15 protein-coding genes are annotated in these 25,036 nt (G+C 60.0%); 4 read left to right on the top strand and 11 right to left on the bottom strand.

Annotation, left to right across the window (positions count from 1 at the left end):
* Positions 1-139 precede the first annotated feature (139 nt).
* Positions 140-1,786 carry a phosphoglucomutase (alpha-D-glucose-1,6-bisphosphate-dependent) gene (pgm, locus tag IVA96_RS05250; RefSeq protein WP_247415797.1) on the bottom strand — a complete coding sequence of 549 codons (1,647 nt, stop codon included), beginning with the start codon at positions 1,784-1,786 and terminating at the stop codon, positions 140-142.
* Between the two features lie 320 nt (positions 1,787-2,106).
* Here pgm and IVA96_RS05255 point away from each other — a divergent pair, with 320 nt between their 5' ends.
* Positions 2,107-2,904 (top strand): MBL fold metallo-hydrolase, encoded by a 798-nt coding sequence (locus IVA96_RS05255; protein WP_247415799.1) that lies wholly within the window; start codon positions 2,107-2,109, stop codon positions 2,902-2,904.
* A gap of 8 nt (positions 2,905-2,912) precedes the next feature.
* Here the strand turns inward: IVA96_RS05255 and IVA96_RS05260 are convergent, their stop codons facing one another.
* Positions 2,913-3,803, bottom strand: a complete 891-nt coding sequence (locus IVA96_RS05260) for an aldose 1-epimerase family protein (protein ID WP_247415801.1) — start codon at positions 3,801-3,803, stop codon at positions 2,913-2,915.
* Positions 3,804-4,759: 956 nt separating this feature from the next.
* On the opposite strand from IVA96_RS05260, the gene IVA96_RS05265 reads away from it, so the two are divergent.
* Positions 4,760-5,050, top strand: coding sequence for a hypothetical protein (locus tag IVA96_RS05265; protein ID WP_247415804.1), 291 nt, complete (start codon positions 4,760-4,762; stop codon positions 5,048-5,050).
* Between the two features lie 628 nt (positions 5,051-5,678).
* Positions 5,679-6,833 (top strand): glycosyltransferase family 2 protein, encoded by a 1,155-nt coding sequence (locus tag IVA96_RS05270; protein ID WP_247415806.1) that lies wholly within the window; start codon positions 5,679-5,681, stop codon positions 6,831-6,833.
* A 55-nt stretch (positions 6,834-6,888) separates the two neighbouring features.
* Here IVA96_RS05270 and IVA96_RS05275 read toward each other — a convergent pair whose 3' ends face one another.
* Both IVA96_RS05275 and IVA96_RS05280 read right to left on the bottom strand, forming a co-directional pair.
* Positions 6,889-7,347 (bottom strand): DCC1-like thiol-disulfide oxidoreductase family protein, encoded by a 459-nt coding sequence (locus IVA96_RS05275; protein ID WP_247415808.1) that lies wholly within the window; start codon positions 7,345-7,347, stop codon positions 6,889-6,891.
* Positions 7,337-8,977, bottom strand: coding sequence for a hypothetical protein (locus tag IVA96_RS05280; protein WP_247415810.1), 1,641 nt, complete (start codon positions 8,975-8,977; stop codon positions 7,337-7,339). Before IVA96_RS05280 ends, IVA96_RS05275 begins: the two co-directional genes overlap by 11 nt.
* 421 nt (positions 8,978-9,398) lie before the next feature.
* On the opposite strand from IVA96_RS05280, the gene IVA96_RS05285 reads away from it, so the two are divergent.
* On the top strand, positions 9,399-10,868 hold the full coding sequence (locus IVA96_RS05285; RefSeq protein ID WP_247415812.1) for a lipopolysaccharide biosynthesis protein: 1,470 nt from the start codon (positions 9,399-9,401) through the stop codon (positions 10,866-10,868).
* Here the strand turns inward: IVA96_RS05285 and IVA96_RS05290 are convergent.
* The 7 genes from IVA96_RS05290 to IVA96_RS05320 all read right to left on the bottom strand — a co-directional run bounded on the left by IVA96_RS05290 (position 10,855) and on the right by IVA96_RS05320 (position 24,877).
* Positions 10,855-16,077, bottom strand: coding sequence for an Ig-like domain-containing protein (locus IVA96_RS05290; protein WP_247415814.1), 5,223 nt, complete (start codon positions 16,075-16,077; stop codon positions 10,855-10,857). The two genes, IVA96_RS05285 and IVA96_RS05290, sit on opposite strands and share 14 nt — an antisense overlap.
* Before the next feature lie 208 nt (positions 16,078-16,285).
* Positions 16,286-18,079 (bottom strand): ABC transporter ATP-binding protein, encoded by a 1,794-nt coding sequence (locus IVA96_RS05295; RefSeq protein WP_247415815.1) that lies wholly within the window; start codon positions 18,077-18,079, stop codon positions 16,286-16,288.
* 47 nt (positions 18,080-18,126) lie between these two features.
* On the bottom strand, positions 18,127-19,122 hold the full coding sequence (locus IVA96_RS05300; protein ID WP_247415817.1) for a glycosyltransferase family 2 protein: 996 nt from the start codon (positions 19,120-19,122) through the stop codon (positions 18,127-18,129).
* On the bottom strand, positions 19,119-22,049 hold the full coding sequence (locus tag IVA96_RS05305; protein WP_247415819.1) for a trifunctional glycosyltransferase/class I SAM-dependent methyltransferase/polysaccharide deacetylase: 2,931 nt from the start codon (positions 22,047-22,049) through the stop codon (positions 19,119-19,121). Before IVA96_RS05305 ends, IVA96_RS05300 begins: the two co-directional genes overlap by 4 nt.
* Positions 22,046-23,206 (bottom strand): glycosyltransferase, encoded by a 1,161-nt coding sequence (locus tag IVA96_RS05310; protein WP_247415821.1) that lies wholly within the window; start codon positions 23,204-23,206, stop codon positions 22,046-22,048. Before IVA96_RS05310 ends, IVA96_RS05305 begins: the two co-directional genes overlap by 4 nt.
* A 12-nt stretch (positions 23,207-23,218) precedes the next feature.
* Positions 23,219-24,202, bottom strand: a complete 984-nt coding sequence (gene galE / locus IVA96_RS05315) for a UDP-glucose 4-epimerase GalE (protein WP_247415824.1) — start codon at positions 24,200-24,202, stop codon at positions 23,219-23,221.
* A 288-nt stretch (positions 24,203-24,490) separates the two neighbouring features.
* Positions 24,491-24,877 carry a hypothetical protein gene (locus IVA96_RS05320; protein WP_247415826.1) on the bottom strand — a complete coding sequence of 129 codons (387 nt, stop codon included), beginning with the start codon at positions 24,875-24,877 and terminating at the stop codon, positions 24,491-24,493.
* Positions 24,878-25,036: the final 159 nt, after the last annotated feature.

Raw genomic sequence — 25,036 nt, forward strand, 5'->3', positions numbered from 1 at the left:
CCTGACACCACCATCTCCTTGCGCCTCAAGCTCAAGCGCGCCGGGTGGAACGATGCCTTTCTTTTTGAGCTCCTCGGCCACATGCGATAGCCCTGCCCTCCAGGGGAGGGTAAGAGAGCGTCCGCCGCCACAAGATGCCTTACGTCCCGAACACCTTCTTCAGCCCGGCCTTGGCCTCCTCCTGAATTCGCGTCAGGTGCTCGGTGCTGCGGAAGCTCTCGGCGTAGATCTTGTAGACGTCCTCCGTCCCCGAGGGCCTTGCCGCGAACCAGCCGAAATCGGTCTCGACCTTGATGCCACCGAACGGCTGGCCGTTGCCGGGCGCCTTGCTCAGGGTGGCGCGGACGGGGTCGCCGGCGAGATCTTTCAGGCCAAGTTGCTCGGGCGTGACCGATTTCAGGATGGTCTTCTGCGGCCCGGTGGCCGCGACGTCGGTACGCGCGTAATGGGGCACGCCGAACTCGGCGGTGAGGTCGCCAAAGAGCTGGCTGGGGTCACGGCCGGTCCTGGCCATGATCTCGGCAGCAAGTAGACCAAGAATGACGCCGTCCTTGTCGGTGGTCCAGACCGTGCCGTCCCGGCGCAGGAACGAGGCCCCCGCGCTCTCCTCGCCGCCGAAGCCGAAGCCGCCGGTGAGCAGGCCGTCGACGAACCATTTGAAGCCGACCGGCGTCTCGATCAGCTTGCGGCCGAGCTTTTTCGCAACGCGATCGATAATCGAGCTCGACACCACGGTCTTGCCGATCGCGGCATCCTTGCCCCAGTCCGGACGGTGCGCGAACAGATAGGAGATCGCGGTCGCAAGATAATGGTTCGGATTCATCAGGCCGCCGGTCCGCGTCACGATGCCGTGGCGATCCGCGTCGGTGTCGTTGGCAAAGGCGACGTCGAAGCGGTCGCGCATCCCGATCAGGCTCGCCATCGCATAAGGCGAGGAGCAGTCCATACGAATCTTGCCGTCCCAGTCCACCGTCATGAAGCGGAAGGTCGGATCGATCGCCTCGTTCACGACGGTGGCCTTGAGGCCGTAGCGATCGATGATCGGATGCCAGTAATGCACGGCGGCACCGCCGAGCGGATCGATGCCGATCGTGACGCCGGCGGACTTGACCACGTCGAGATCGACGACATTGCCGAGATCGGCAACATAAGGTGTGATGAAATCGTAGGCGTGGACTTTCGAAGACTTGCGCGCCTTGGCGTAGTCGACGCGCTTCACGCTCCTGAGGGCATCGGCGAGATAAGCATTGGCGCGCTTCTCGACCACGCCGGTGACGTCGGCGTCGGCGGGGCCGCCATGCGGCGGGTTGTATTTGTAGCCGCCGTCTTCCGGGGGATTGTGCGAGGGCGTGATCACGACGCCATCGGCGAGGCCGCTCGTACGCCCCATGTTGTAGGTCAGGATCGCGTGCGAGATCACCGGCGTGGGCGTGTAGCCGCCGTCCTTGTCGATCATGACATCGACATCGTTGGCCGCGAACACCTCGACGGCGCTCGTGAGCGCGGGCTCTGCCAGCGCATGGGTATCGATGCCGATGAAGAGCGGGCCCGTCAGCCCCTTTTCTCGGCGGTAATCACAAATCGCCTGCGTGGTCGCGACGATGTGGCCCTCGTTGAAGGTGTTCTTGAACGATGTGCCGCGATGACCCGAGGTGCCGAACGCGACCCGTTGCGCGGGGTCGGCCGCGTCGGGCTTGCCGGCGAAATAGGCGGTCACCAGCCGCGGAATATTGGTGAGCGCGTCCGGCGAGGCCTGCTTGCCCGCCGCGAGATCAACATTAGCCACTGAAATACCTCGTCCTGTCGCAAGCGATCGCGGGATACAATAGCACCGACCGGCACCCCGCCAAGGGCACAACACGCGCGAAGGAGGGGGCGTTCCTTCCGCCGGCTGCGCCTCACATTCGGGTGTCGTTCTGGTGAAACCGGCCCATAGAACGACGCCATCTGCGCATCTCGGTGACGGAAGGCGAGCCAACCTAATCACCTCGCAGCTTGCCCCGCCGCGAGTTTCGCATCTAGTGTGCGTCGCAAGAGGCTGTATCTGGAGGAGCGCCATGGAGGTCATACTGCTCCACCGGCGGCCCACGCCCCGATCCGCGCCGGATGGCGACGACCACGCTGATCAGGCTCGGCGACCTAAACATCCTGATCGACGCCGGCCGCGGCGTTATGGTGCAGCTCAGCAAGGCTGGCGTGCCGCTCGGCGCCATCAACACGGTCTTCCTCACCCATCACCATTTCGACCACATCGGCGATCTCTACGACGTGATGCTGAATTCGTGGATGCATGGACGCAAGGACGAGCTGCGCATCTATGGCCCGCCGGATACCGAACGACTGGTCAACACGCTGATCACGCAGGTCTACGACAAGGACATCATCTGGCGGGATCGGGGCGAGCCGACCTTCGGCGGCTGGAAACCGGTGGTCGCAACGGACATCGTGCCGGGTCCGGTTCTCGACACCGGCCGCTGGAAGATCAGCGCCGAACTCGTCTCGCATGGCGACGGTCTCGACATGCCGCCTGCCTTCCTCCAACGCTGGATGTGCGTCGGCTACCGCTTCGAGGCGGAAGGCAAGGTCATTGCGATTTCCGGCGACACCGTCCCCTGCCCCGGCCTCGAGCGATTGGCGGAGGGAGCCGACCTGCTCGTTCAGTGCTGCTTCCTCGCAACGCCGGAGATCAGCAACGAGCACCTGCGCCGGCTTGCGAAATTCACGATCGCCTGCGGCGATACGGTCGGAAAAGTCGCAGCCAAGGCCGGCGTCAAGAAGCTCGCGCTGACCCATCACCGGCCGCGCACTGACGATGCCATGCTGAGCGCGCTGCTCAACGATGTCCGGCAGGACTACTCAGGTCCTGTCGTGCTCGGCGAGGACCTCACGCGGATCGAGCTCTGAGCGCGGTCTCAGGACGATCCGACTTCGATCCGAAACGACAAGCACTCTTGCGCACCCGGCGCGATATGCATCAGGCCGGGCTTTTCGGTGAACTCGCCGTCGAAGCCGGTGGGGCTGGCATGGCCGCGCCAGGGCTCGATGCAGAGGAACGGCGCGCCCGACGGTTTCGACCAGACGCCGAGTTCGCGAAAGCCGCGCCAGGACATTTTCAGCCAGGGCCCGGTTGCCGCGCCCTGCCCGGCGGCATAGCGGACCGAATTGCTCTCGATGCGGTCGAAGATGATGGCGTCATCCACGAACAGGGCTTCGGACAGGCGCAGCGCTCTATTCTTGACCGGGCTCGGCTCCGTTGCTGCGCGCAGCAAGCCGCCGTCGAGACGGCGGACGGGAGCCGATTCCGCGTTTGCAAAGGTCAGCGCGTAGCTCTCCTTCGCTCGTCCGGCTTGGAGCGGCCAGTTGAAGGCGGGATGGCCACCGAGCGAAGCCGGCAATGTCTCCTTGCCGGTATTGGCGATCGTGAACGTCAGATCAAGGCCGGAATCGTCGATCGCATAGGCAGCGGTGAGCCGGAATGCGAACGGATAGAGCGCGCGCGTCGCCTCGCTGTCTTCGAGCACCAGCGTGCAGCGGCCCTCGCCGCGTTCTGTCCACGCGAAACGGCTGTCGCGTGCAAAGCCGTGCTGGGTCATCCGATAGGTCTTGCCCCGGTGCCGCAATTCGTCATTGGCCAGGCGCCCGACAATCGGAAACAGCAGCGGCGCGTGGCGCTGCCATTGCGGCCCCGCTTGCCAGACGAATTCGATGCCGCCGCCGTCCTTGAGCGAGCACAGTTCGGCGCCATGCGCCTTGACGGTCGCGCTGAGCCGGCCGCTTCGAAGCTTGTGAGTGTCATCGCTCATGCGCGACATCTACACCGCGACCTCCGACGCAGCAAGGCGACGCCAGCGGAGGCGGTCATCCATGGCGCTTGAATTTGAGGCGAGCGCAGCCCCACCCGGACACGCCGGAACGACGTGCCTTCAAATCGTCAATTACGGCAGCTATCAACTACAGGATATAGACGGCAGCAGGTTGACTCCGAGGCAGAATTATGAGTGGGCACGTATAGTTCGATGGTGGGTCTCCTCATCATATTTGTTCTGCTCGCGATTGGCTTCGCGGCCGGCTACGGCACGCGCGAGCTGATCTCTCGTAAGCGGCACGCCGAGTACCTGCACTTGCAGCCCTACGTTTCGCCCGCGCTCAGAACCAGGCAACCATCTTCGGATGAAAGCACCAGGTCGCGATACGCCACACCTCAACCCGCAATGACTGAGCAGACGTACCATGACATGCCTCAGTCGTTTAAACCCGTATCCATTCGGGAGCCGACGCCAGTGAGACCCGCCGGGCCTGCTGGCGCAAACTTGCGTCTCATCGAGCCGCATTCGTCTGAGCCCGATACCAGATCTTTGCAGTCCGTGGATATTGAGCAGAGCCTCGAAGAACTGGTCGGGCGCCTGCTGCGTAAAAGCCAGGGGAGCTAGGACCGCTCTCCTCCCGGGGGCGTCTTGATCACAAACCTCTTGCCGCATCTGCGAGTGGGCCTGTTGCCGAGGTCGACCACCCGGGTGGAAAGTAACCTCCTGGAACCGAAAGCACCAAGTATTCAGCAGGAGAACTCCCGGATCCAAGGGTCCGGGTCGACGACCGCGCACGTTCCAGGACAGAACCGCCCGCCCGCAGCGCAGCGGCACGCCCAGCCAATGGCTGGCCACGGCTGCGCAAAAGTGGTATGTTTTTAGCAGTTCTGTGGCTACAATACGACCCGTCGTGCGTCCGGAACATCTCTGGTGCAAGAGCAGGAGGGCAGATTTTGGTCGTGCTGATAATCGCAAGCGGCGTGGCGGGTGTTCTTCTGGGGCGTTTTTTTCGCGCGTACGCCCTTATTCCGGCAACGATGCTGATCCTGGTTCCAGCGTGGTATTTGGGTCTTGAGCATGGTTTCGCCTCGGGCGCGATAGCATTCGTCGCCAGCGCGGCAATTTTGCAAGTCGTCTATTGCGCGAGCCTGCTGATCTATCTGCTCGTCGCCAACCTCTCGTTGCTCGATCAGGTGCAGTCGGAGGCATCACCGCAGATGCCTGAATCGCAAATCGCCGTCTAATCAGACTCGTCCTTCACCAGTTGCCAGCGAGGATGTTGTCGCATGGTCCGTGCATTGCGACATCCCCCTGTATAAGCTCCATACCTACTCGATTGCCATGCAGATCATGCCGCAGGAGTCGCATTCCTGCCGGTGCGCTTGTGAGCGCTTCGTTTGCGCGGATGATCCCGTGCACGAGTGATGCTCCGTAAAAAGTTGACCACAGCTCAAAGCTGCTCAACGGCTCGAAAGATCTCCTGCACCCAACTGAATACGCGCGTGAATACGCGTGGCGGAGGCTCCTTCCTTTGACTTCGCCTCCTTGAAACATTTCAGCGGATTGGCGGTGTTGCACGAAGTCGACCGGGCAAAATGCATTTGGACACACGACTGCGCGACAGGCTCGTGCGACACATCACTGCATGCTCGAGACGTTTCGGGAATGAATGGCAATGCAATCTACCTGGAACCGACGCGAAGCCGCTGGCCGATATTCCTCGATTGCAAAGAAGAAGCGCACATTTGTGGCTCGCCACGGGCTTACGAGACTAGATCAACCCGATGGGACAACGTGACCGTCCATAGCACCTATATTCGCCGTCTTTCTCGTAGATAATGCAGATGTGATCGGTTGGCTGGAAGATCTAAAATGGAATTGCCGGCGAGAGCAGCGGCGGGCAACGGCGCGCGGAACGCGTTAAAAGAGTCGATTGGAAGGGCTCAAGCGGCTGTCGCTCTGTTGACGCCAACGCGATCACGGGCCAAGCAGCGTCCCGATCCGGTCATTCACCGGATTGATACCCGGCCGCTCGACTTCGGTGCCGATGAGATCGTGGCGGTCGGCAAGCTCCGCAACGAGATGCTACGATTGCCCGATTTCCTGCGCCATCATCGCCGGCTCGGGGTCGGACGTTTCCTCGCGATCGATGACCGTTCGGATGACGGCACGCGAGCATTCCTGCTCGATCAGCCGGATGTTCACGTGTTCGAGATCCGGGAACCCTTTGCAGAATCAAATGGTGGTGCGCGTTGGACCAGCGCCGTGCTCGACCAATTCGCGCAAGGACGGTGGGCGCTGACGCTCGATGCAGACGAACTCTTCGTCTATCCCGACTGCGAAAATTTTGATCTTCGATGGCTGTGCCGTTATCTGGAGAGCACCGGCGCTGATTGCATGACCGCGGAAATGGTCGATATGTATCCACGCTGGCTCGGCGGTCCGGAGCGCTACCATGCCGGCGAGAGCCTCGTCGCTTTCTCGCCCTACTTTGATTCCGATACGTATGTGAAGCGCCGTCGGCGCGGCTTTCCGACCAACTATCTGGTGGGTGGTGCGCGAGCGAGGCTGTTTTATGACGAACCGATGCCGCCGAAGATCGCTCTGTACGACACACTTGTACAATTGCTTGAGCCATACGGGCTGGCGCGGCTGCTGCCTGCAGTTAACATCACGCGCTGGCAGCCACCGCTGCTCACTAAAGTGCCGCTCGCCCGATGGTTGCCCGGCCGTCGCTATATCGCCGCCGGTCACCTGATGGCCCCACGAGGCAAGGCAGGCGACGTCACAGGCGCCCTGCTCCATTTCAAATTTCTCCACGACTTCACCGACAAGGTCGCAATCGCGGTCCGTGAGGGGAACTACTATCTCGGATCGGTCGAATATCAACGCTACGCGGAGCGGCTCGATCAGAATCCGTCATTCGAGCTCATTTATCCGAAAAGCCTGATCTACCAATCATCAGACGATCTTGTCCGTTGCGGTCTGATGCGTCTCTCCCCGGCCTACCAGGCCGCGACGCGATAACCCTGACCCACCGCTTCCTGGACACAGGAAGCGCGCTGGAGCTTTCCTCCAATCGTCAGCGGACCCCGTCGTTGTGCTTGATGTGTTCGTCGGAAGGACCGACCGATATCTGCTGTTCTGGAGCATTGATTTCATCGATCAGCTTGCGGCCGAGAAGCCGAAGGAGAAGCTTCCTTCCGCGCACCAGCGCCGGATAAAGCGCCCTTGCGAGGCGCGGCCGCGAGAACACGAGCCGATTGAGGCGATTGAAGACGGTCGCCTCCCCGGCAAGCGTTGCCAACAGATGCATTGCAGCGGCCCCATAGTAGTGCCGCCCACGCCAGCGAACCACCATGCCTTCATTGAGATCGAGGTTACGCGCGCGGATATCGCGCACGATTGGATGCTCCGAACGCGCGTCGATCAGGTGAATGCGCTGCCCACGCTCCCGCAACTGGTACAGCAGAACATAGCGGCTGCATAACGGGCATTCGCCGTCATAGACCACCCAGATATCGTCATCACTATGGGTCAATTCGATAGTCCGTTCGCTTCCGAACGTCGCGCACAAGCTTGCCCTCCGCCAGGCCGAGGCATACTGAGTCCACCACATAGTGATAGGCGACAATATCGTCCATGGCCAGCTTGTTGAATTCGCCGTACAGCCATGGATTGGACAGCATGTGGTGCGGATAGGCATAAAAACTGTTGTTATCCTTCACCCAGGGATAGACACGGAAAAAGCGATCCGTCTCGCGGACCATTTTTTCCACGGCCTCCATGGCTACGCCTGTGTCCTGACGCGGAAGGATCTCCGGGCCGCAGGTGGTCGCGTCGTGCCAAGTCGCAAGATCGTGGTTGTTGCCGCCAACGCGAGCCCGGAAATGATTCTCAGGGATGTACATGGTTCCGGTCCCGATCATGTACGAGTAGATGCCGAAATACGTGGAAGGCGCGAGAACCTGGCGACCATCGCGGGTCTCGACGAAAAGCCGCGGGCTTGCCAGCTTCGGCCCGTCCAGCCATCCAAGGTAATTGGTGTAGAAGAAGAACCGGCCACAAATGACGGTCACGACCATCACAACCTTCATCGCCGGGGTGAACCCATCACGCGGCAGCGTGCGTGCCGCGGCTACGATGAACAGGTTGAGCGCAATCCAGAAGAAGAACAGAGCCCCCAGTGTGAAGTACACGCCGATGTGGAAGATGTCGAACAGCAGGCAGAAGAACGACAGCGCGCGCGTCGAGATCGCAGCCAAGGGCGACAGGAGCTGGGCACCCAGCACGAAGACGTTGAAGATCAGCTGGTTGCTCACGATCGCGTCCCAGATCGTCTGCAACGCGCCCGGCCATAGGCCGAGCGGGGCGTCGCCGCGTTCGAGACCCATCAGGATTGAGGTTTGCGTGGGATTTGCGAGCAGCCAGGTCCATGGCTTCTCGCCACCAGCCTGCAGCTTTGCGATTCCCGACCAGAAATAGCTGCCGAGATGTGCCCCGACGGCGCACGCCCAAATCAAGCCATAGGCGCGATCGCGAAGCTGCTTCACGTTGTCTGCAGAAGCGAACAGAGTTCGCAGCCACGGCACTCGATCCATCACCCAGGCGCTGGTGAGGACGATCGTGCCGAGCACGCCAAGGACGGCGAAGTTACCGACGTCGAGCATCCCGAGATAATCGGTCTCGGTCACGAAGATGCCGGACACGACGCTCACCATTTCGCGCCATGCATGATAAAAATAGAACAGCGGCACCAGAAATGAAGGGCGCCAGATCGCGGCTATTCCTGCCACAACTGCAAGCACCGCACCGTAGCGGAAGAACAGAATATTGTCGTTCGAACCGAACAGGATGTTGGGAGGCCCCGCGAAAGGCCCCAATGAATCGAACAGCAACTGCACGAAGATCGCCATTCCGATCGCGAAGGCGGTGATCCGCAATGGCGGCGAGAAATCACGGTAGCGAATGGAGCTGAAGGCGAGCGCGCCAGTAAATGCCAAGCAAACCAGCATCAAAGCGTAAATGTCAGACCAGCGCGCGAGATGCGTGACGGCCCGCCGCGAAATCGCAGAAAGAATGACGGCTACTGCGAGGAGGAAAAGAGGTCCCGCGAGCGACGAGACGCTAGACCGGGCTCCTTGCTGTGATGCAACGGTATACAACGTCATCCCGTCTTGGACCTCCGGAGCTTCGCAATCGAGATCAACCGAACATTATCGAATCACTAGCTGTCTGCAAGCATCGCAAGCGCAGCTTGCCCTTCTCCTGATGTGAGTGCTCACAAAAATCATCTCGCGGGAACCTCCACATTGCGAATTAAAATATGACAAACTACGGGCATTGATGTGGCAGAAGGCTCCGCATTGACCTTAGTGACGGGCAGGCCATCGTTGAAGTCAGTTTCGACCACACTCGCCCAGGTCCGCCGATCCCACATGGCCCGGTCACGTCTTCCGTTCGTGTCAAGGCCAAGCTAAAAGCGGCGACCATCGGAACCGCCATCGTTCAGTGCGCTGGATTTTCCCCGGCATTTGCTGGCAGCTGCAAGACCGAGCAGGAACCGTTTGAGATCGCGGGGGGGTGAGCTCGTTGGACAGAGACAGCAAGTCACGGGCCGTAACCAACATCCTCATAACTGGCGGGTCTCAGGCCTGGAAACTGTCGGCTGGTTTTGTCTTGACGATATTCTCGACGCGAAATCTTGCCCCGTCCGACTTCGGCCTGCTGGCCATGTCTGCGACCGCCGCGACGTTCCTCGGGCTCATCAAGGACGTCGGCGTTGGGCAGGCTATCATTCAACGCACGGAAATCGCCAAGGGCCAGATCGATGCGCTGTTCTGGTTATCGGTGCTCGCTTCCGCGGCATCTGCTCTCGTTCTGGCGCTGAGCGCGCATCCGATTGCGCTGTTTTACGGCGATACGAGGCTTCAACAGCTCATGATCGCAATTGCCGGCCTAAGCTTCATTGCTGGCCTTCCGACCGTTCCGTCGGCGCTACTTGCCAAAGAATCCCGGTTCAAGGCCCTGGCAATCCTGGATGTCGTTGCGACAACCGCTTCCGTTGTCGCAGGGATCGTCGCCGTAATCATCTTGAGAAACTATTGGGCCCTTTACCTGTCCACGCTCGTTCTCACGCTCATTTCGACAGTGGGGATCTGGGCCTATTCTGGCTATCGCCCGGGATATCCTCATTTGGACAGCGAGACGCAACACATGGCGCGATTCGGCTTGCACGTGTCAGGGTTCAATCTGGTCAACTATCTCTCGAGAAATGCGGACAACATTCTCATTGGCAAATTTCGAGGCGGCGACGAACTCGGCCTGTATGATCGGGCCTATAAGCTGTTGCTGCTGCCGATCGTCCAATTACACAACCCCATCGGCCAGGTGATTGTCCCGCTGCTTTCGCGGCTTCGTTTCGATAAGGAGAGATATCTGAGCACCTACAGCGATGCCCTTTCCATGGTCATGCTTATATGTCAGCCGGGCATTGTCTTCGCCATCCTGCTCTCGGAGCCACTCTTCAGAGTTCTCCTTGGTGAGCATTGGGTGGGTGCAGCCCCGATTTTTTCTTGGCTTGGCGTTGCGGGTTTGATCCAGGTCGCAACCGCGACGGCCGCTTGGCTGTTCCTCAGTCAAGGCCGTGGCCAGGAGTACTTCAGGCTCGGCGTTTGGACCGCCCTGATCAACGTGACCTCATTCCTCGTCGGTCTTCCCTGGGGCGCGCTTGGAATCGCTGCGGCGTATACGCTGGTGAACTGCACCGTCGTGCTGCCGCTTTATGCGATATCGATCGGTCGTCATGGCCCGGTGACGACTAGGAGTCTGGTCAAGACGACTGTCCCGCATTGGGTCGGTTGTGGCGTTGCGGCGGTCGTCACAAGGATTTCGATCATCTCATTGCTGGATGGAAACTCTTTCGCTGGGCTGGTTACGCTGCTGGCGCTTGCCTATGCATCATATCTCCTCGCGATGAGCTTCTTCCCGCGGAAACGGGAACTTGCGAAACGCGTATTGCGCAACGTTTTTCGAAAGGCAAAGACGCTCAGCGAAGGATGAAGTCATGCAACTCCGTCAGATGGACATCGATCGGGGCTACCGCGTGAACGGCTTCGACCTGATGAAGGCTTGAGTCAACATCTGGGTAAGTGGTGGCCACGCGGAGCACTGCCTGGGCCGATTCATGAAACGCCTCGTTGACTAAGTCATATACGTTGGGGGTAGCGGATTGCTCGAACACGAACCCGCCGTCTCCGAGGGCCCGTGCGGTAGCGGGAGGCTGCGACGGCGCAACCGCCGAAAAATCAAAGCTGGCTTTCGGAGGATCGATCACAAGCGTGCCGCCCATTCCGTCGCTCGAGAGGTTGAAGGTCGACCTGGTGTAGTCACCAACAAGCGAAATATGTGCCGTGTGATCCTGGGCATCGACCACGGTCAAGGTACCGCCGGCTGTGTTGCCCGAAAAGGACGCCGACGTTCCCGTTCCGTATGCGATGTCCTTTAGGTCGATATGGTTGGAATTGGAGGCGGTGCCGTCACCCGTCAGACCGATGAGCGTTCCCGTAAATTGCGACGCGTGGTCCAACACCAGATTGCCGGTCGACGCCTTGAAGGCGATCGATCCGGAAGCGGCGCCTGACAATTCGAGCGTGGCGCCGGGGTCGATCGTCGCGGCCTGTGACATATTGCCCAGGTTCAATACGACATTTCCGGAGATCTTGAGGACGGTCGATGACGTATTGATGACGCCATCGCCATTGAGGTCCTGATAAAACGTCGTCTCGATCGCTTTAACAGCGGGGTCAGTCGGGGACACCTTGTTCAGGAGGTTCGATACCCAGTTGCCATTGCTGTCCGTGGTCCACACACAGAGTTCGCCGGTGGCCGGAATCTTCCAGGCCACGTCATAGCCGCTGGTCGTTTGCTCCACGCCCACCGGCGTCCAAGCGCCGAATTGTCCCGACACAACCGCCACACCACCGTACTTCAACGTCGGCCCCGCGCCGCTGGCCATCGAGTCGAGCAAGTAATTCGAGCCGGCCAGAACCAGGCTGGTTGAGCCGGACGCCTCGACTATGGTGCCTGAAACCTTCTGGGAAGTCGGTGGAAGACCAATTACGCCATCACCGTTGAGGTCCTGGTGAAAGAGGGTCTCATTCGACTCAAGAGCCGGGTCGGTGCCGGACATTTTGTTCAGATAGGTGGATACGAAATTGCCGTTGCGGTCGGTGCTCCAGATCGTGAACTCACCGGTCGAGGGGATCTTCCACGCGACAAGATAGCCGTTCGACGACGCTTCCGCACCCACTGGCACCCATGAGCCAAGCTGCCCCGCGATAACCGCCGTTCCGCCATACTTCAGCAGAACCGACGACCCGGCTGTCGAAAGGTAGAAGTTGCTTCCCGACTTGATAAGCGATGTCGTGCCGGTCGCTTCGATCACCGTACCGACGGCGGAGCTGAAAGCGTTCGAAAGCTGGCTCCGATTGCCGGCGATGTCGGTGGCGGTCGCGATGAAGCTGTGTTGCCCTGCCGTGAGCGATCCGGTGGTGACGCTCCAAGCCCCACTCGTCGCCGCGACGCCGGTGCCGAGCAGGGTCGAGCCTTCGTACAGCCGGACAATGCTTCCGGCTTCTGCCGTGCCGGAAACAATTATGGCGTTCGAAGCGGCAGGAGCGCCCGAGGTCAGAATGGGCGCAACCGGGGCACGGGTATCGACCGTGACGTTCAGCGCGCCTGAGGACGCGCTGACATTTCCGGCGGCGTCCGCGGACTTGCCCGTAAACGTGTGATTACCGTCCGCCAACGTTGCGGTGGCAAAGGACCAGGCTCCGTTGGTATCGGCGATCGCCGTTCCGATCATCGTCGCGCCGTCGAAAACCTGCACCGCGCTCCCCGCGTCAGCGGTTCCAACCAGGTTCACCTGGTTGATGTTGGTGACGCCGTCGCCGGCAACGTTGCTGTCGGGAGAGAACGACGCGACTTTGGGCACGTTCGGGGCGACGGTATCGACGGTGACATTGACCCCGGCTGAGAGCGCGGTGAGATTGCCGACACCGTCCACCGCTGCCGCGGCAAAGGCATGCCCGCCTTCGGCCAGCATCGCGGCCGCCATGCTCCAGCTACCATTGCCGTCGGCGATCGCCGTGCCGATCTGAGTGGTCCCGTCGAAAACCTTGACGGTTACGCCTGCCTGCGCGTGACCCGTGAGGATCAGATGATTTGTATTGACAAGGCCCGATACGATCGAGCCGCCGTCGTTGACAGCTGAGATCGTCGGCACGGCGATAGATGTCATTGCCATCGGTGAATTCGTCGCGGAGACGAATGAATAGTCCGCTGACGTCATGCTGGTGACACCGGCAATGCGCAGGGTATCTGTTCCACCCGCGTAGTGAACAGTCCACACGTCGTTCAAATGGGTCAAATAGGCGCCGCTGTCGTAGCCTTTCACAATGAGCTTGTCATGCTCGGCAGTCGCGCTCGTTAAGATGTGGAAATCCGCGATCGTATCGTTGCCGCTGCCTGCATTGTAAATGAAAGTATCGTTCCCAGCTCCTCCAGAGAGCCAGTCATTCCCGCCGGCGCCGTCCAGAGAATCGTCACCGCTCGAGCCGACCATACGGTTTGCCATTTGGTTGCCGACGCCCGCGAGCCCGCCCATCATCAACGTCAGATTCTCGACGTTTGCTGGTAACGTGTACGACGTCCACGCCTCCACGCTGTCAATGCCGCCGCCGGGATTCTCGACGATTTTCTGGTTCGCGTTACCGATGACGTAGGTATCGTCGCCGTTCCCTCCGACGAGCATGTCATCGATATTGACCGCCGAGAGCTTGTCGTTCGCCGCGGTGCCGTACACCATGCGGCTGCTCGCTTTGCCGCTGATCCAGGACGTGATTGTCCCGCCGACCGGAAGTGTTGCTGGCAATTGGAAATCGTCGCTGGTGAATGCCGAGACCGTCGTGTTGCGGAACACCAGAGTGTCCTGGCTGGTCAACTTCAGATAGACGTCGCTTCCGACCTGGGTCATTGCCGCCCGCACGTCGTCGAATGAGGTGAAGGCAAAGCCGTTGAGCTGGACGACATCGTGGGCGGCGCCCGATCCCGGAGAAAAGTCGGTGATGATGTCCGAACCATCGCCGGAGTTGATTACGAACCTATCCGCACCGCCGCCGCCGGTCAGGATATCATTGCCGAGCCCGCCGGTGATCACATTCGCCGCGGAATTGCCGATGATGATGTTGGACTGAATATTTCCAGTGGCGTTGATGGCCGCCGAACCGGTGAGCGTCAGATTCTCGACGTAGCTCGAAAGCGTATACGTCACCGAGGAGTTTACCGTGTCGATGCCTCCGCGATAGGCTTCGACAATCTTCGCACCGGAATCGGTGACGACATAAGTGTCATCGCCGGCACCGCCGGTCATGACGTCGGCCCCTCCTGCCCCGCCGATCAGGTCATTGCCGGACGTGCCACTCAGCGTGTCAGCAGCCGCACTTCCCACGATCGTGTTGGTCGGTGTCCCACTCGTGAGCAGAGTGTAGTTCGCAAGCGTGTACTCCGGCAATTGATAGGCTTTGATTGAATCGATGGTCATCGTCGCCGTCGATCCTGGCGCGGCGTTGCCCGGCCAGCTCCCGCCCATCGCGAGGTTGGCGATCATGTACATCGCCGTATTCATGTCGGAGGGCGTCGCCTGCTGTGCGACCTCCTTCCCGTCGACGAAAAACGTCAGGTCGTAAGGCGTCCATTTGAGCGCGAACGTGTGTTCTCCAGTGGTCAGGTTGGCCGTATTGGCCCAGGCCCCATTGGTCGCGGGCGCGTAGGGTGAGTGAATGGCCCAATGCGCCTGGTCAGGATCCTGACCAAAGGCCTCGAGCACATCGATTTCCGTGTTGAGGTTATTGGCAGTGCTGGGCAGCATCCAGAACGCCGGCCACGCGCCGCTTGTGCTGGGCAGCGTGGCCGTCATCTCGAAATAGCCGTAGGTCTGGGTAAAGCTGTTCTGGGTCGAGATCATGCCCGACGAAAATATGGCACTCCCCGTATAAGGCGTCGCGCTCGCAGGCAACGGTTGCGCCGTAATGACGAGGTGACCGTCCTGAATCGAGAACGGATTAAGCCCGAGCGACGTTGATGCCTGAGTGGCCGGCAGCCCGGAAAAGCTGGGATCGACATAGACTTCCTGTTCGCCGGCCAGACCGTAGCCTGCGGCTCCGCTCCAGGCATAGCTCGTGCGCCAGGTTAGGCTCGGATCCTGGCCCGCGGAGAGCGTGTTGAAGTCGTCGTTGAAGGTCTGGACCAGTCCGTTCAGGGGACTGACGATGTTTATATTGGCGGCCGTGAGATTCTGGAGACTGGTGTTTTCAAGCGTTATGGTCTCGCCGCCAGCGATGGTCAGGACAAGGTCGGTGCCCACCTGCTTCATGGCCGCCGTGACATCGGCGAACGTCTTGAAGCCGGTGTTGTTGAGCTGCAGGATGTCCCCGCCCGCACCCGCCTGAAAGTCGGTGACGATGTCGTTGCCGTTGCCCGCTCTCACGACAAAGGTGTCGCGACCGGCCCCACCGGTCAGCACATCGTTGCCTCGCCCGCCGTCCATCATGTTGTCGCCGGCATTGCCGACAATGATGTTGTTGAGGTCATTACCCGTGGCAGGGGACGGAACGCTATCTGTCAGGACAAGATTCTCGACGTTCGGCGCATTGACGAGGCTGTATCCGTTGATGTTCCAGACCCGGATCGTATCGATACCCTCACCGGCCTGCTCGACGACCTTGGTGTTGTGGTCATAGACATAGTAGGTGTCGTCCCCTGCTCCGCCGATCAGCGTGACGCCCGTGCCGCCGGCCTGCATGCCGTCATTTGTCGCTCCCGTAGTCAGCGTGCCGCCCGCGGCGACGGTACCCGCCCAGTTCCATGCCGTTCCGCTCGTTGGCAGCGGGTTGTCCAGTGCAACATTGCTCGCAACCAAGGTCGAAAGCGCGACATTCTGCAGCGTCAGGGTTTCGGTGGACGACAGCGTTACGACCGTATCGGCGCCCACTTGGGTGGCCGCTGTCAGGAAACTGGCGAACGTCGCAAAGCCGTAGTTCTGTAATCGCAACACATCGCCGCCTAAGCCCGCCTGAAAATCAGTGAGGGTATCGGAGCCGTACCCCTTCGAGACGACGAAAGTATCGCTGCCTGCTCCCCCGGTCAGAACATCATTTCCGGTACCGCCAAACAGAACGTCAGCACCGGCGCTTCCATTGATAATGGCCATGATGGATTGCGTGCTCCCTTTTCATGGCACACAACTATGCACGCGTTCAAAAGAGCCTTATGGATTCGACGCAATTTGACGCATGACGAGAGAATCAGCTGACGGGTGCGGATTTCTGCGGAGACACCGTAATGCTACGGCTCATGCGAGGTGCGCGCTGCTTTGCAACGAGCGCGTTCGCCGCAGGACCCGTCCTAGTGGGTTCCGATTAGGGAACCGTATTCCGCATCCGAAATGTCAGCACATCGGCTTGCGAAGTTCCTGCTACGCACGTTCCTCGATCCACCAGGACTTTCGCCGGAGGGCCCTCAGCACGAACCCGGCCGTTTTCAATGCACACCACGTGGTCCGCATCGCGCACGGAATCCAGGCGATGTGTTATGAGCAACAAGGTTCGGTTCTTGAAGTGTAACTGGATCGCGCGTCGAATGCTGTCCTCAAGCGTCAGATCGAGCGCGCTCATCGCTTCGTCGAGGATGAGGAATTTCGGATTGCGCACAATCGCGCGTGCAAGACCAAGACGCTGCCGCTGACCGCCCGAGAAGCGCAGGCCATGCTGTCCTATCCAGGTGTCGTATTTGTCGGGTAAGGCCTCGACGACCTCTGAAATGCCCGCGACCCGCAGCGCCTGCCGCACCTCTTCCTCGGAAGCGTCGTTCTTGGCCATCCGAACGTTCTCGATCACCGTGCCTTCGACCAGGTCGACATCCTGGCCCGCAATGGCGAGCATGCCGAGCCAATCGGTTCGACGAACGTCTTCGATGGATCGCCCATCAACCCGTATGACACCCTCGTTGGCCGAATGGAGCCGCAACAATAGATTTACGATCGTGGTCTTGCCGGCGCCACTGGCTCCAATGAGCGCAGTGGTCTTCCCCGCAGGAATGTCAAACGAAACATCCAAAAGAGCCGGCTCCGTACCGGCATCATAGTGGAACGTCACGTTGCGAAATGAGATGCCGTCCTCGAGTTTAGCCACCGCCACGTGCCCGGCGTTCGGGTACTCCTTGTCATCTGTCGAGAGCATATGTCTGATGGACCGAAGCTGCGGCTCGATCTGCGCCATATACAGCAAGTTCCCTTCCAGATCTCGCATATGCGGCTGCAATCGATAGAGCAACGCGACCGCGGTCAGGCTCGTCGCGAAGCCGATTCCCCATAAATCAGCGAGCGCGATGACGAGAAACAGCACGACGAGATACCCCACCTCCGTCAGAGGCGAGACCAGGGCGGATAAGCGCGCAAGCCGCAGTGCGACCTGTCGGGCCTGAGTCGAGGCCTGCTCGAAGCGCTTCTGGTGAGTTTCCTCCTGGCCATATGCGCGGATCGTGCGCATACCCTGGAGTGTCATCAGCATATGCTCACCCAGTCTTTGATGAACCTGCTTTACTCCGGCGCCCAACTGCTGCATGGGCAACGAAAGATGGCGCAATCCGGCCGATACAATCAGCGAGGCGACGATGGCAAGGACCGTTACCTTGATCGAGAGCGCTAACAGAAAAGACGCGAAGAGAAAAATCGAACACGAGCTCACGATAATGCGGGTAAGGCTGGCGTATGCTCCAGAGATTATCCATGTCTCGGTTCCCAACACCTCCATGAGATATGCCTCCTCATGGCGCTGGAAGAATGAATACGAAGTCGACAGATATTGCAGATGGACGCGGTTGCGCGCGGCTTCATTGATCTGCTCTCCAACACGTGCACTGATTAGTGCGTTGATGAAGGAAATAGCACCACGAGCAATGATGAGAAGGAGTAGCACGACAGCAGTTTCGGTCGAGCTGTGAAACCAGTTCGCCGCATCTCGGAGCGCTTCGCCCAAGAGGCCGCTGGTCGACGTTGCAAGTTCCACCTGACCCATGGCAAAATAGAAGAACAGGAGCACGAGGGTAATCCCGACCGTCTCCGCCAACGATGCAGCCAGGCCAAGGACAATCAGCGCTGGCGTCACCCAACCGGGCAACGGCGCAAGTTTGAGCAGCTTGAACAGTTCGACCAACGCTGCGCGGCGAGCAGCTCTCGGTCTTGCATTGCCTGCGTTCTCTGTCATAGCGACTGATTTGGATCGCCGATAGCAAACGATGAAAGCGGATGTCGAACCGACTGGCGACGCTGATGACGCCATTTCCACCGGATTTCGGAGACGATATCCCGCGGCACATCGTGCACGCAGACCCTGAGCGCCAGCAAGGGATTCCGTCTGCACAGGAGTCCAACGATCGAAGCGAAGTACCACAACTGACCGCCCGTCAGAGCCCTCCGGAGCAGCCAACGTGCATAGTTTCTGAAGCCTTGCTCAAGCAACGGTCCGCGCCCGGGATGCCGCGTCATGATCTCATCGGCGACCAGCATCCACGACCGGAACATCCGGGGCATGTTGCTTGACATGTTGTTCGGAAGGTAGCGATAGCCGATCTGGTACTCGGGCACGACCGCGAAATGATAGGCCTCCGCGACACGGCAATAGAACAGCAGATCTTCGCAGCCTTCGGCGCCCGACGCCCGGAGTCCGCTCTCGAAACCTCTTGCAGCTGTGAGGGCTTCCCGGCGAACCAGTGCCGAGCTGCCGTTACCAATAAAATTTCCCTGACAGAGATAGTCTAGCACCTCGCCCGCATGGAACACGGGATCGGACCTGGCACTTACGCAACTATCGGCGTCGATCCAATCGTACCAGCTATAGACGAGACCTGTACTTTTGCCTCCATCGAGCAAGGCTCGAAGCTGTTGCTCAATCTTGTCGTGCGTCCAGAGATCATCGGCATCAATGAACGCAACGAAGTCCGCGCGCGCCACCTGCCATCCCGCATTCCGGGCGGCCGCCACTCCTGCATTCTGCTGTGCTATGATGGTTATTCTAGAATCCTCAGCTAAATGCCGCTGGATGACTGCAATCGTATTGTCGGTCGAGCCGTCGTCCACGACTATGATTTCCAGCTTCCGATGCGACTGGGACCTGACGCTGCGAAGCGTCTCGTCGATCGTTGCATCGGCGTTGAAGGCGGGAATGACCACGCTGACCAGGAGCGCCCCCGTATTCATTGGTACTGCTCCAGGCAACGAGCGAATGTGTCCAACGTAAAATCGCCTCTGACCTCAATTCGCGGCAGATCCAACAGATTGTCCTTCAGTGTTACGGCCCGTCCGACCGTGTTGAACAGAGTTTTGTAACCACATTCGGCGGCGAGAATTTCAAGCCGCTGATCGGTAGAGCCAAAAGGCGCGGCAAGCGACGTTATCGATTGCCCAAGCCACTGTTCCAACTGGGCGCGAGATCGCGTCAATTCCTCGGCGAGAGCCCGGGTCGCAAGTTGCTCGCTCCGCGGGTGGCTCGCCAAATGACTGCCAAAGGATACGCCCTCGGCGGCAAGCGCGGCGATCCTGGTCGGCCCAAGCAGCGACGCGGGCTGCCCAAACGGCGCATCCCACTCAGCCCGCTTTCCCACGAAGTCGGTCGCGACGAACACTTCTGCCGAGAAATCGTTGGCCTGGAGGATCGGCCATCCATGCTCGGCGAAATCTTCGTAGCCATCGTCGAAGGTGATCAGCACCGGCCTGCCGACGAACGGATGATTGTTTGCCACGAACCAGGCGAGCTGATCCGAATTGATCGTGTGGTAGCCATTTCGGCGTAGCCACAGCATCTGTTGCCCGAACACGTCCGGAGACAAGCGGTAACGCGCCAGTTCGCCTGGTCCTTCTGCCGCAATTCGGTGGTACATCAGAACCGGAACGTGCGTGCGTCTTTCGGATTGCGCGACGTCAAACCTGCGTGCCACGGCCCCATCCCACACGATGGACCGCGCAACCTCGACCTCGATCGGCGCGTCGATAGCCTCCCGTTTGACCTGTGTGTCAGGGGGCGCTTCGTCCGGGAGTAGCCGCCTGAACCGATCGATGCGGTAGAGTTCTGTCTCGATCGATGTCTCCAGGGCGAGTCCGGGTATGCCTTGGATAATCCGCGTGATCGTCTCCGCCCCATACGGACTCTCCCAGTCGAAACCCGTTCGAGACATGTTGTCCTTCAGCACAAAGGCGTGGCCAACCACTAGGTAACCGCCAGGACGCAGCGCCTGCACCAGTCGCTTCGCCACCGATTCGAGTTCAACCTCATCATTGAGGTAGTAAAGGACCTCGGAGCAGACGATCAGATCGATGTCCTGCGGGAGCGGATCGGCGGACAAATCCAGTTGGGAGAACTCGACATTCTGATGCCCATTGCATCGGACACGGGCCCGATCGAGCGCCTTGGTCGAAATATCGGCGGCACGCAGGAGTCTGACCCTGCTGGCCAATTGGCGCGTGAAGTGTCCTTCCGCGGATGCGAGCTCGAGTGCGTGATCCACTGGCTGGTCTGGCAGAAGTTCGAGCTGCCGAGTGTACTTTTCCTGTTCATACGGCGAACCATAGTTCCAGGGATCCTCTTGCTCGAAGAGACCCTCCCAATATTGCTTGCGTGCGGTGTCTCGAGATCCTCTGGCACATCGCATCGGACTGCTGGAAGCGGAGATGCCTGTGATGGCTCGCGACCGCGCCTCACGTGAGGCCCGCGAGGTCAACTCGCGCAGCCGCCCCCGGTGAGTATCTTGGCCGTCTCGCATGAAAGATCGAACCCGTTCGGTCCGCTTGTGGAATGCGATTTTTGCCCGAACCAGCCTTCCGATCTGGTCTTTGACGTGCAAATGAACGAGGCCATCGGCAGCCAGCGAGATCCAGAAGCGGCTGCCGACAACGCCGAGGACACCAATATCGACCAGCGTCAGGATGCGCGGGCCATCGCAGAGATAGACGTAAAATCGATCGACAGTCCCGATTGGCCGGATAGGGCGGATATGGCGAAGGTCAACGCGCGTGCCGAGCGTCAGTGTGAGGACCCTGGGCGCCGAAAGGTCATCATAGTCGAGCACTTTCCGCTCAAACCTGTATTGGCACTTTCGCCCCGCCGCGGGGTCGTTCCACGCACAACCGATTGCCAAGATGAGGCCGGTTATCCCGTCCCCGTACTGCGCCCACCGTTCCGCCAACTTGGCGGGCACCGTTCTTGCCCCGACCATCACGGCTTCGAGCAGGACGCTGGTGATCTCGTCCGCCGACGTCTGGGTCTTTGGAATGTCGCTGAGCGTTTCCAGCGATGGATCGCTGGCATTCCTGCGGCCGCATTCAAATCCGGCACACCAGAGCGCGAAATACGCGTACGCCGCCGCGGCGCTGCCGTATGCAGTTGATGCTCCAGCCCGATGTGCGGGTGCCGGCTCGCTGACGCGAGCATCGCTCGAAAATCCGCGCGCAATGACCAGCTGCGCGTCGGCCAGCATCCGTTTGACGTCTTGTGTCAGAGAATGGTCGCTCGCTCGATAATAGCTCAATTTCTCATCGACATGGATCCACCTGCCGCCGCAGCGAGCGATCCGTTGCCACAGGTCCCAATCTTCGCACGTGCGGAGACTGGTCTCAAAGCCACCGACCTTTGCGACCGCGCTCTTTAGGACAAGCACGCCATGGATGAACGTGGCACACGTGCGGGCAAAGCGCTCAAATGCGTTGTCCTGGATGGACGGGTCGCTCCGAGCCGGGGTCTCACCACCGTCAGGCATGACCCGGCAACCGTTGCAATAGGCGGCCACCGCCGAGGAATCGAGATCCAGCGCAGCATTCATCCGTGCGAGGAAGGATCGATCGATCCAGTCATCACTGTCCAGGAAGAGTATTCGTTCGCCGGTCGCGTTTGAGATCCCCCTGTTGCGAGCACTGGAAGCGCCTTCTCCGTCACAGGTCAGAACCCGAACGCGGGAATCCCGCGCCGCGTATTCAGCAACGATCGCGGCCGTGGCATCAGTTGAACCGTCTTCCACGACAAGAGCCTCCCAGTCGGGGGCACTCTGCGCGAGCAGGCTGTCGAGCGTTTCAGCGATGGTCCCTGCAGCATCACGGGCGGCGATCACGACGGACGTACGCGGATAGGCCGTCATCTTCGAAACCTTCGGCGATGATAGAATAGCAATCCCGCGAGATACCCCGTCAGCTCCTCCTTCAGGAAGCGGTCGCGAATGCTCTCTCCTTCCATTCCTTTCCGCAGCAGCCGATGGAGATACCAACGCGGCTTGTAATAGTACGCTAACCGTCGGTTTGCCGAGATTCCGGTTCGCTCATACTGCACCAGGAGTGCGGCCGCATGACCGCGCATGTAGTGATAGATCTGGCTGGCTAGGCCATCCATTGTCCTGCGGTGAAAGTGGAATGCGACTGACGCCGGAGTGTAACGACACGTGTAGCCGCCCGCGAGCAATCGATACCAGTATTCCGAGTCGCCCGAGCAGCCGGCCTGACCGACGTCCAGGCGCTCATCAAAAAGCCCGACGGCCTGAAACACCTCGCGCCGGAACGCCATGCTCGCTCCGGCGCCGATGTCCCACGCGGGAAGGACCTGGCCGCGATGCGATCGGAAGGCTGCGCTGTCGTAATCCTGTTCGCAATAGCCCTTACCAAATCCCCAATACGTCTCGAAATGCCGTTGCGCCTCGGTCGCGAGCTCGGCGGGAAGCACAAGCCCGGTCACCGCACCGATCTGGGGAGAGTCAAATGCACGTGTCAGTTGCTCCAGCCAACGCGGGTGAAGCAGCACATCGTCGTCCGTATAGGCGACAATATCTCCGGTCGCATGGAGCGCGCCGGCATTGCGCGCAATATCCAGACCGGGTCGCTCCTCGCGAATATAGGTTGCTGCCGCGGCCAACGCGACATCCCGCGTCCGCCGATCGCGCGATGCATTGTCCACCACAATGATTTCTCGTGGAGGATGGCTCTGTTGCGGCAACGACGACAAGCATTTTTTCAGCTCCTCCGGACGGTCGCGCGTGCAGATCACCACGCTCGCCGAGAGCCTCACTTTAGTCGGGGTTCGCTCTTTGGAGTTGACGGCTGACAGGAAGGTGTCGTCGATATGATCGATCCTGGCGTCGGTTATCTGGCCTTCATGCATCAGCACATGGCCGATCGGCCGGTCGGCGCGCCAGAACACTGTCATGCCTTCGCTCAATGTCGTTTCGGCAACATCGGACGCCGACGTCACGGAGACATGCGCCACGCCTCTTCCCAGTCCAATTTCTACGAATGGGGTGTCGGTCATCTTCGTGCGAAATCATGCCGGCGGGTTGCTATCGCTCCACCTGAGTGCAGTCTCAATAATGAAATCGATCTCGGATTGCCGCGGGCTCCAACCGAGCTCCCGCTTGGCTTTGGCAAAGGAGGCGACGAGCGTGGGCGGGTCGCCCGAGCGGCGTGGGCCGCGGCGGACGACCGGATCGCTTCCGGAGACACGCTTCACGGCATTTATTAGTTCGAGCACACTCGTGCCAACCCCCGTACCGAGATTGAAGACATGAGTACCGCCTCGAGCCACTAGCATGTCACCTGCGAGTAGGTGCGCCTGCGCAAGGTCATTGACGTGGATATAGTCCCTGATTGCACTGCCATCCGGCGTCGGAAAGTCCGTTCCCAGAATGGTGAAAGGCCGATCAGCTCGGCGCACCGCTTCGATCGCCAGAGGAATGGCATGCGTCTCCGGTTCGTGACGCTCGCCGATCTCGCCGTCAGGATCACAGCCCGCTGCGTTGAAATAGCGCAGCGAAACCGACGACATCTGGTACGCGCGACCAAAGTCCTCCAGCATACGCTCGATGATCATCTTGGACCAACCATAGGGATTAATCGGCGCCTGCGGATGTGTTTCGTCTATCGGGGTGTGCTTGGGTACTCCGTAACTGGCACACGTGCTGGAAAAGAGGACGCGCGAACAGCCGGCCGCTCGCATTGCCTCCAGGAGGGCAAGCGTTCCTCGCGTGTTATTGTCGTAATAGATGGCCGGGTCGGCCACGGACTCGCCGACATAGGCCAGCGCCGCAAAATGCGCGACGAGGTCCGGCTTGTAGGTTTCCAAGGCGGCGCGCACGCCGACGGAATCGCGAATGTCGCACTCGATCAGCGATCCCCAGCGTACCGCATCGCGCCAGCCCCGGGAAAGATTGTCGAGCGTCACGACGTTCCAGCCCGCCATCGCAAATGCCTTGCAGCAATGCGAGCCGACGTAGCCGGCACCGCCGGTGACCAGAACGGTCTTCTTCATCTCGCCCCGTCCGCGCGCTGCGCATCGATCGGAAGCGGCGGATTACCGAGATTTGTCGGTCCGGCGACATCGTTACGCGCCTTCATCAACCTTCGCGCCAACAACACTCAACTCCTTGTCACGAAGCATGAACTTGTTCTTGATCTCCAACCTTCCAAATTCCAGTCAAACCTTATCTAGATGGATTGTGGCGTCATTCGTACGATCAATCGCGGCGCGCAGGCGCGTGGAACCGCCGCGACGCGCAAAGGCCCGAAACGGTGCAATTCGTGGATTGATATTGCGAAACTATTGCTTCGCTGCGGTTTCGTCCGCGGGATAGAATCGCGCCTGATGCGCTTCCGATAGAACCTGTCCCGTCGATGATTTCACGAGCGCGGTCCATTCATACAGACCCGGCTTGCAAGGACCAAATGTCCGGATCGTGCCCGATGGCACGAGGCCATTGCTCGGAACCGGAACGTTCTGGCCTCCCATTTCGCGAGTGCCTTCCGCAAGTGTGAGCGTCATCGACGTGGCACCGGCGGGAATATTGCGCAGACGCATCTCCGGATTTGGGAACAGCGTGACACAGCCGCGTGCCCCGCGCCATGAAAAATCCAACGTCATCGGATCGGCCGATGCAGGATGACAGGCCGCCAGCAAAAAAGGGAAGACAACAACAACAGCTCTCACATATTGCTCCGGTCAGGTTCGCTTCCGATCTTCGAGCGATCGGGGCACGCACTATTCACGATTAACGCAGAATAGATCGCCCATTTTAGGGCGCCATCGGTAAGCCCGCTTGCAACCGATGCATCAAAGAAGCAGTCACGAGTTGGCCATTCTTTTGAC

This window comes from Bradyrhizobium sp. 159 (assembly GCF_023073795.1).
GTDB lineage: Bacteria > Pseudomonadota > Alphaproteobacteria > Rhizobiales > Xanthobacteraceae > Bradyrhizobium.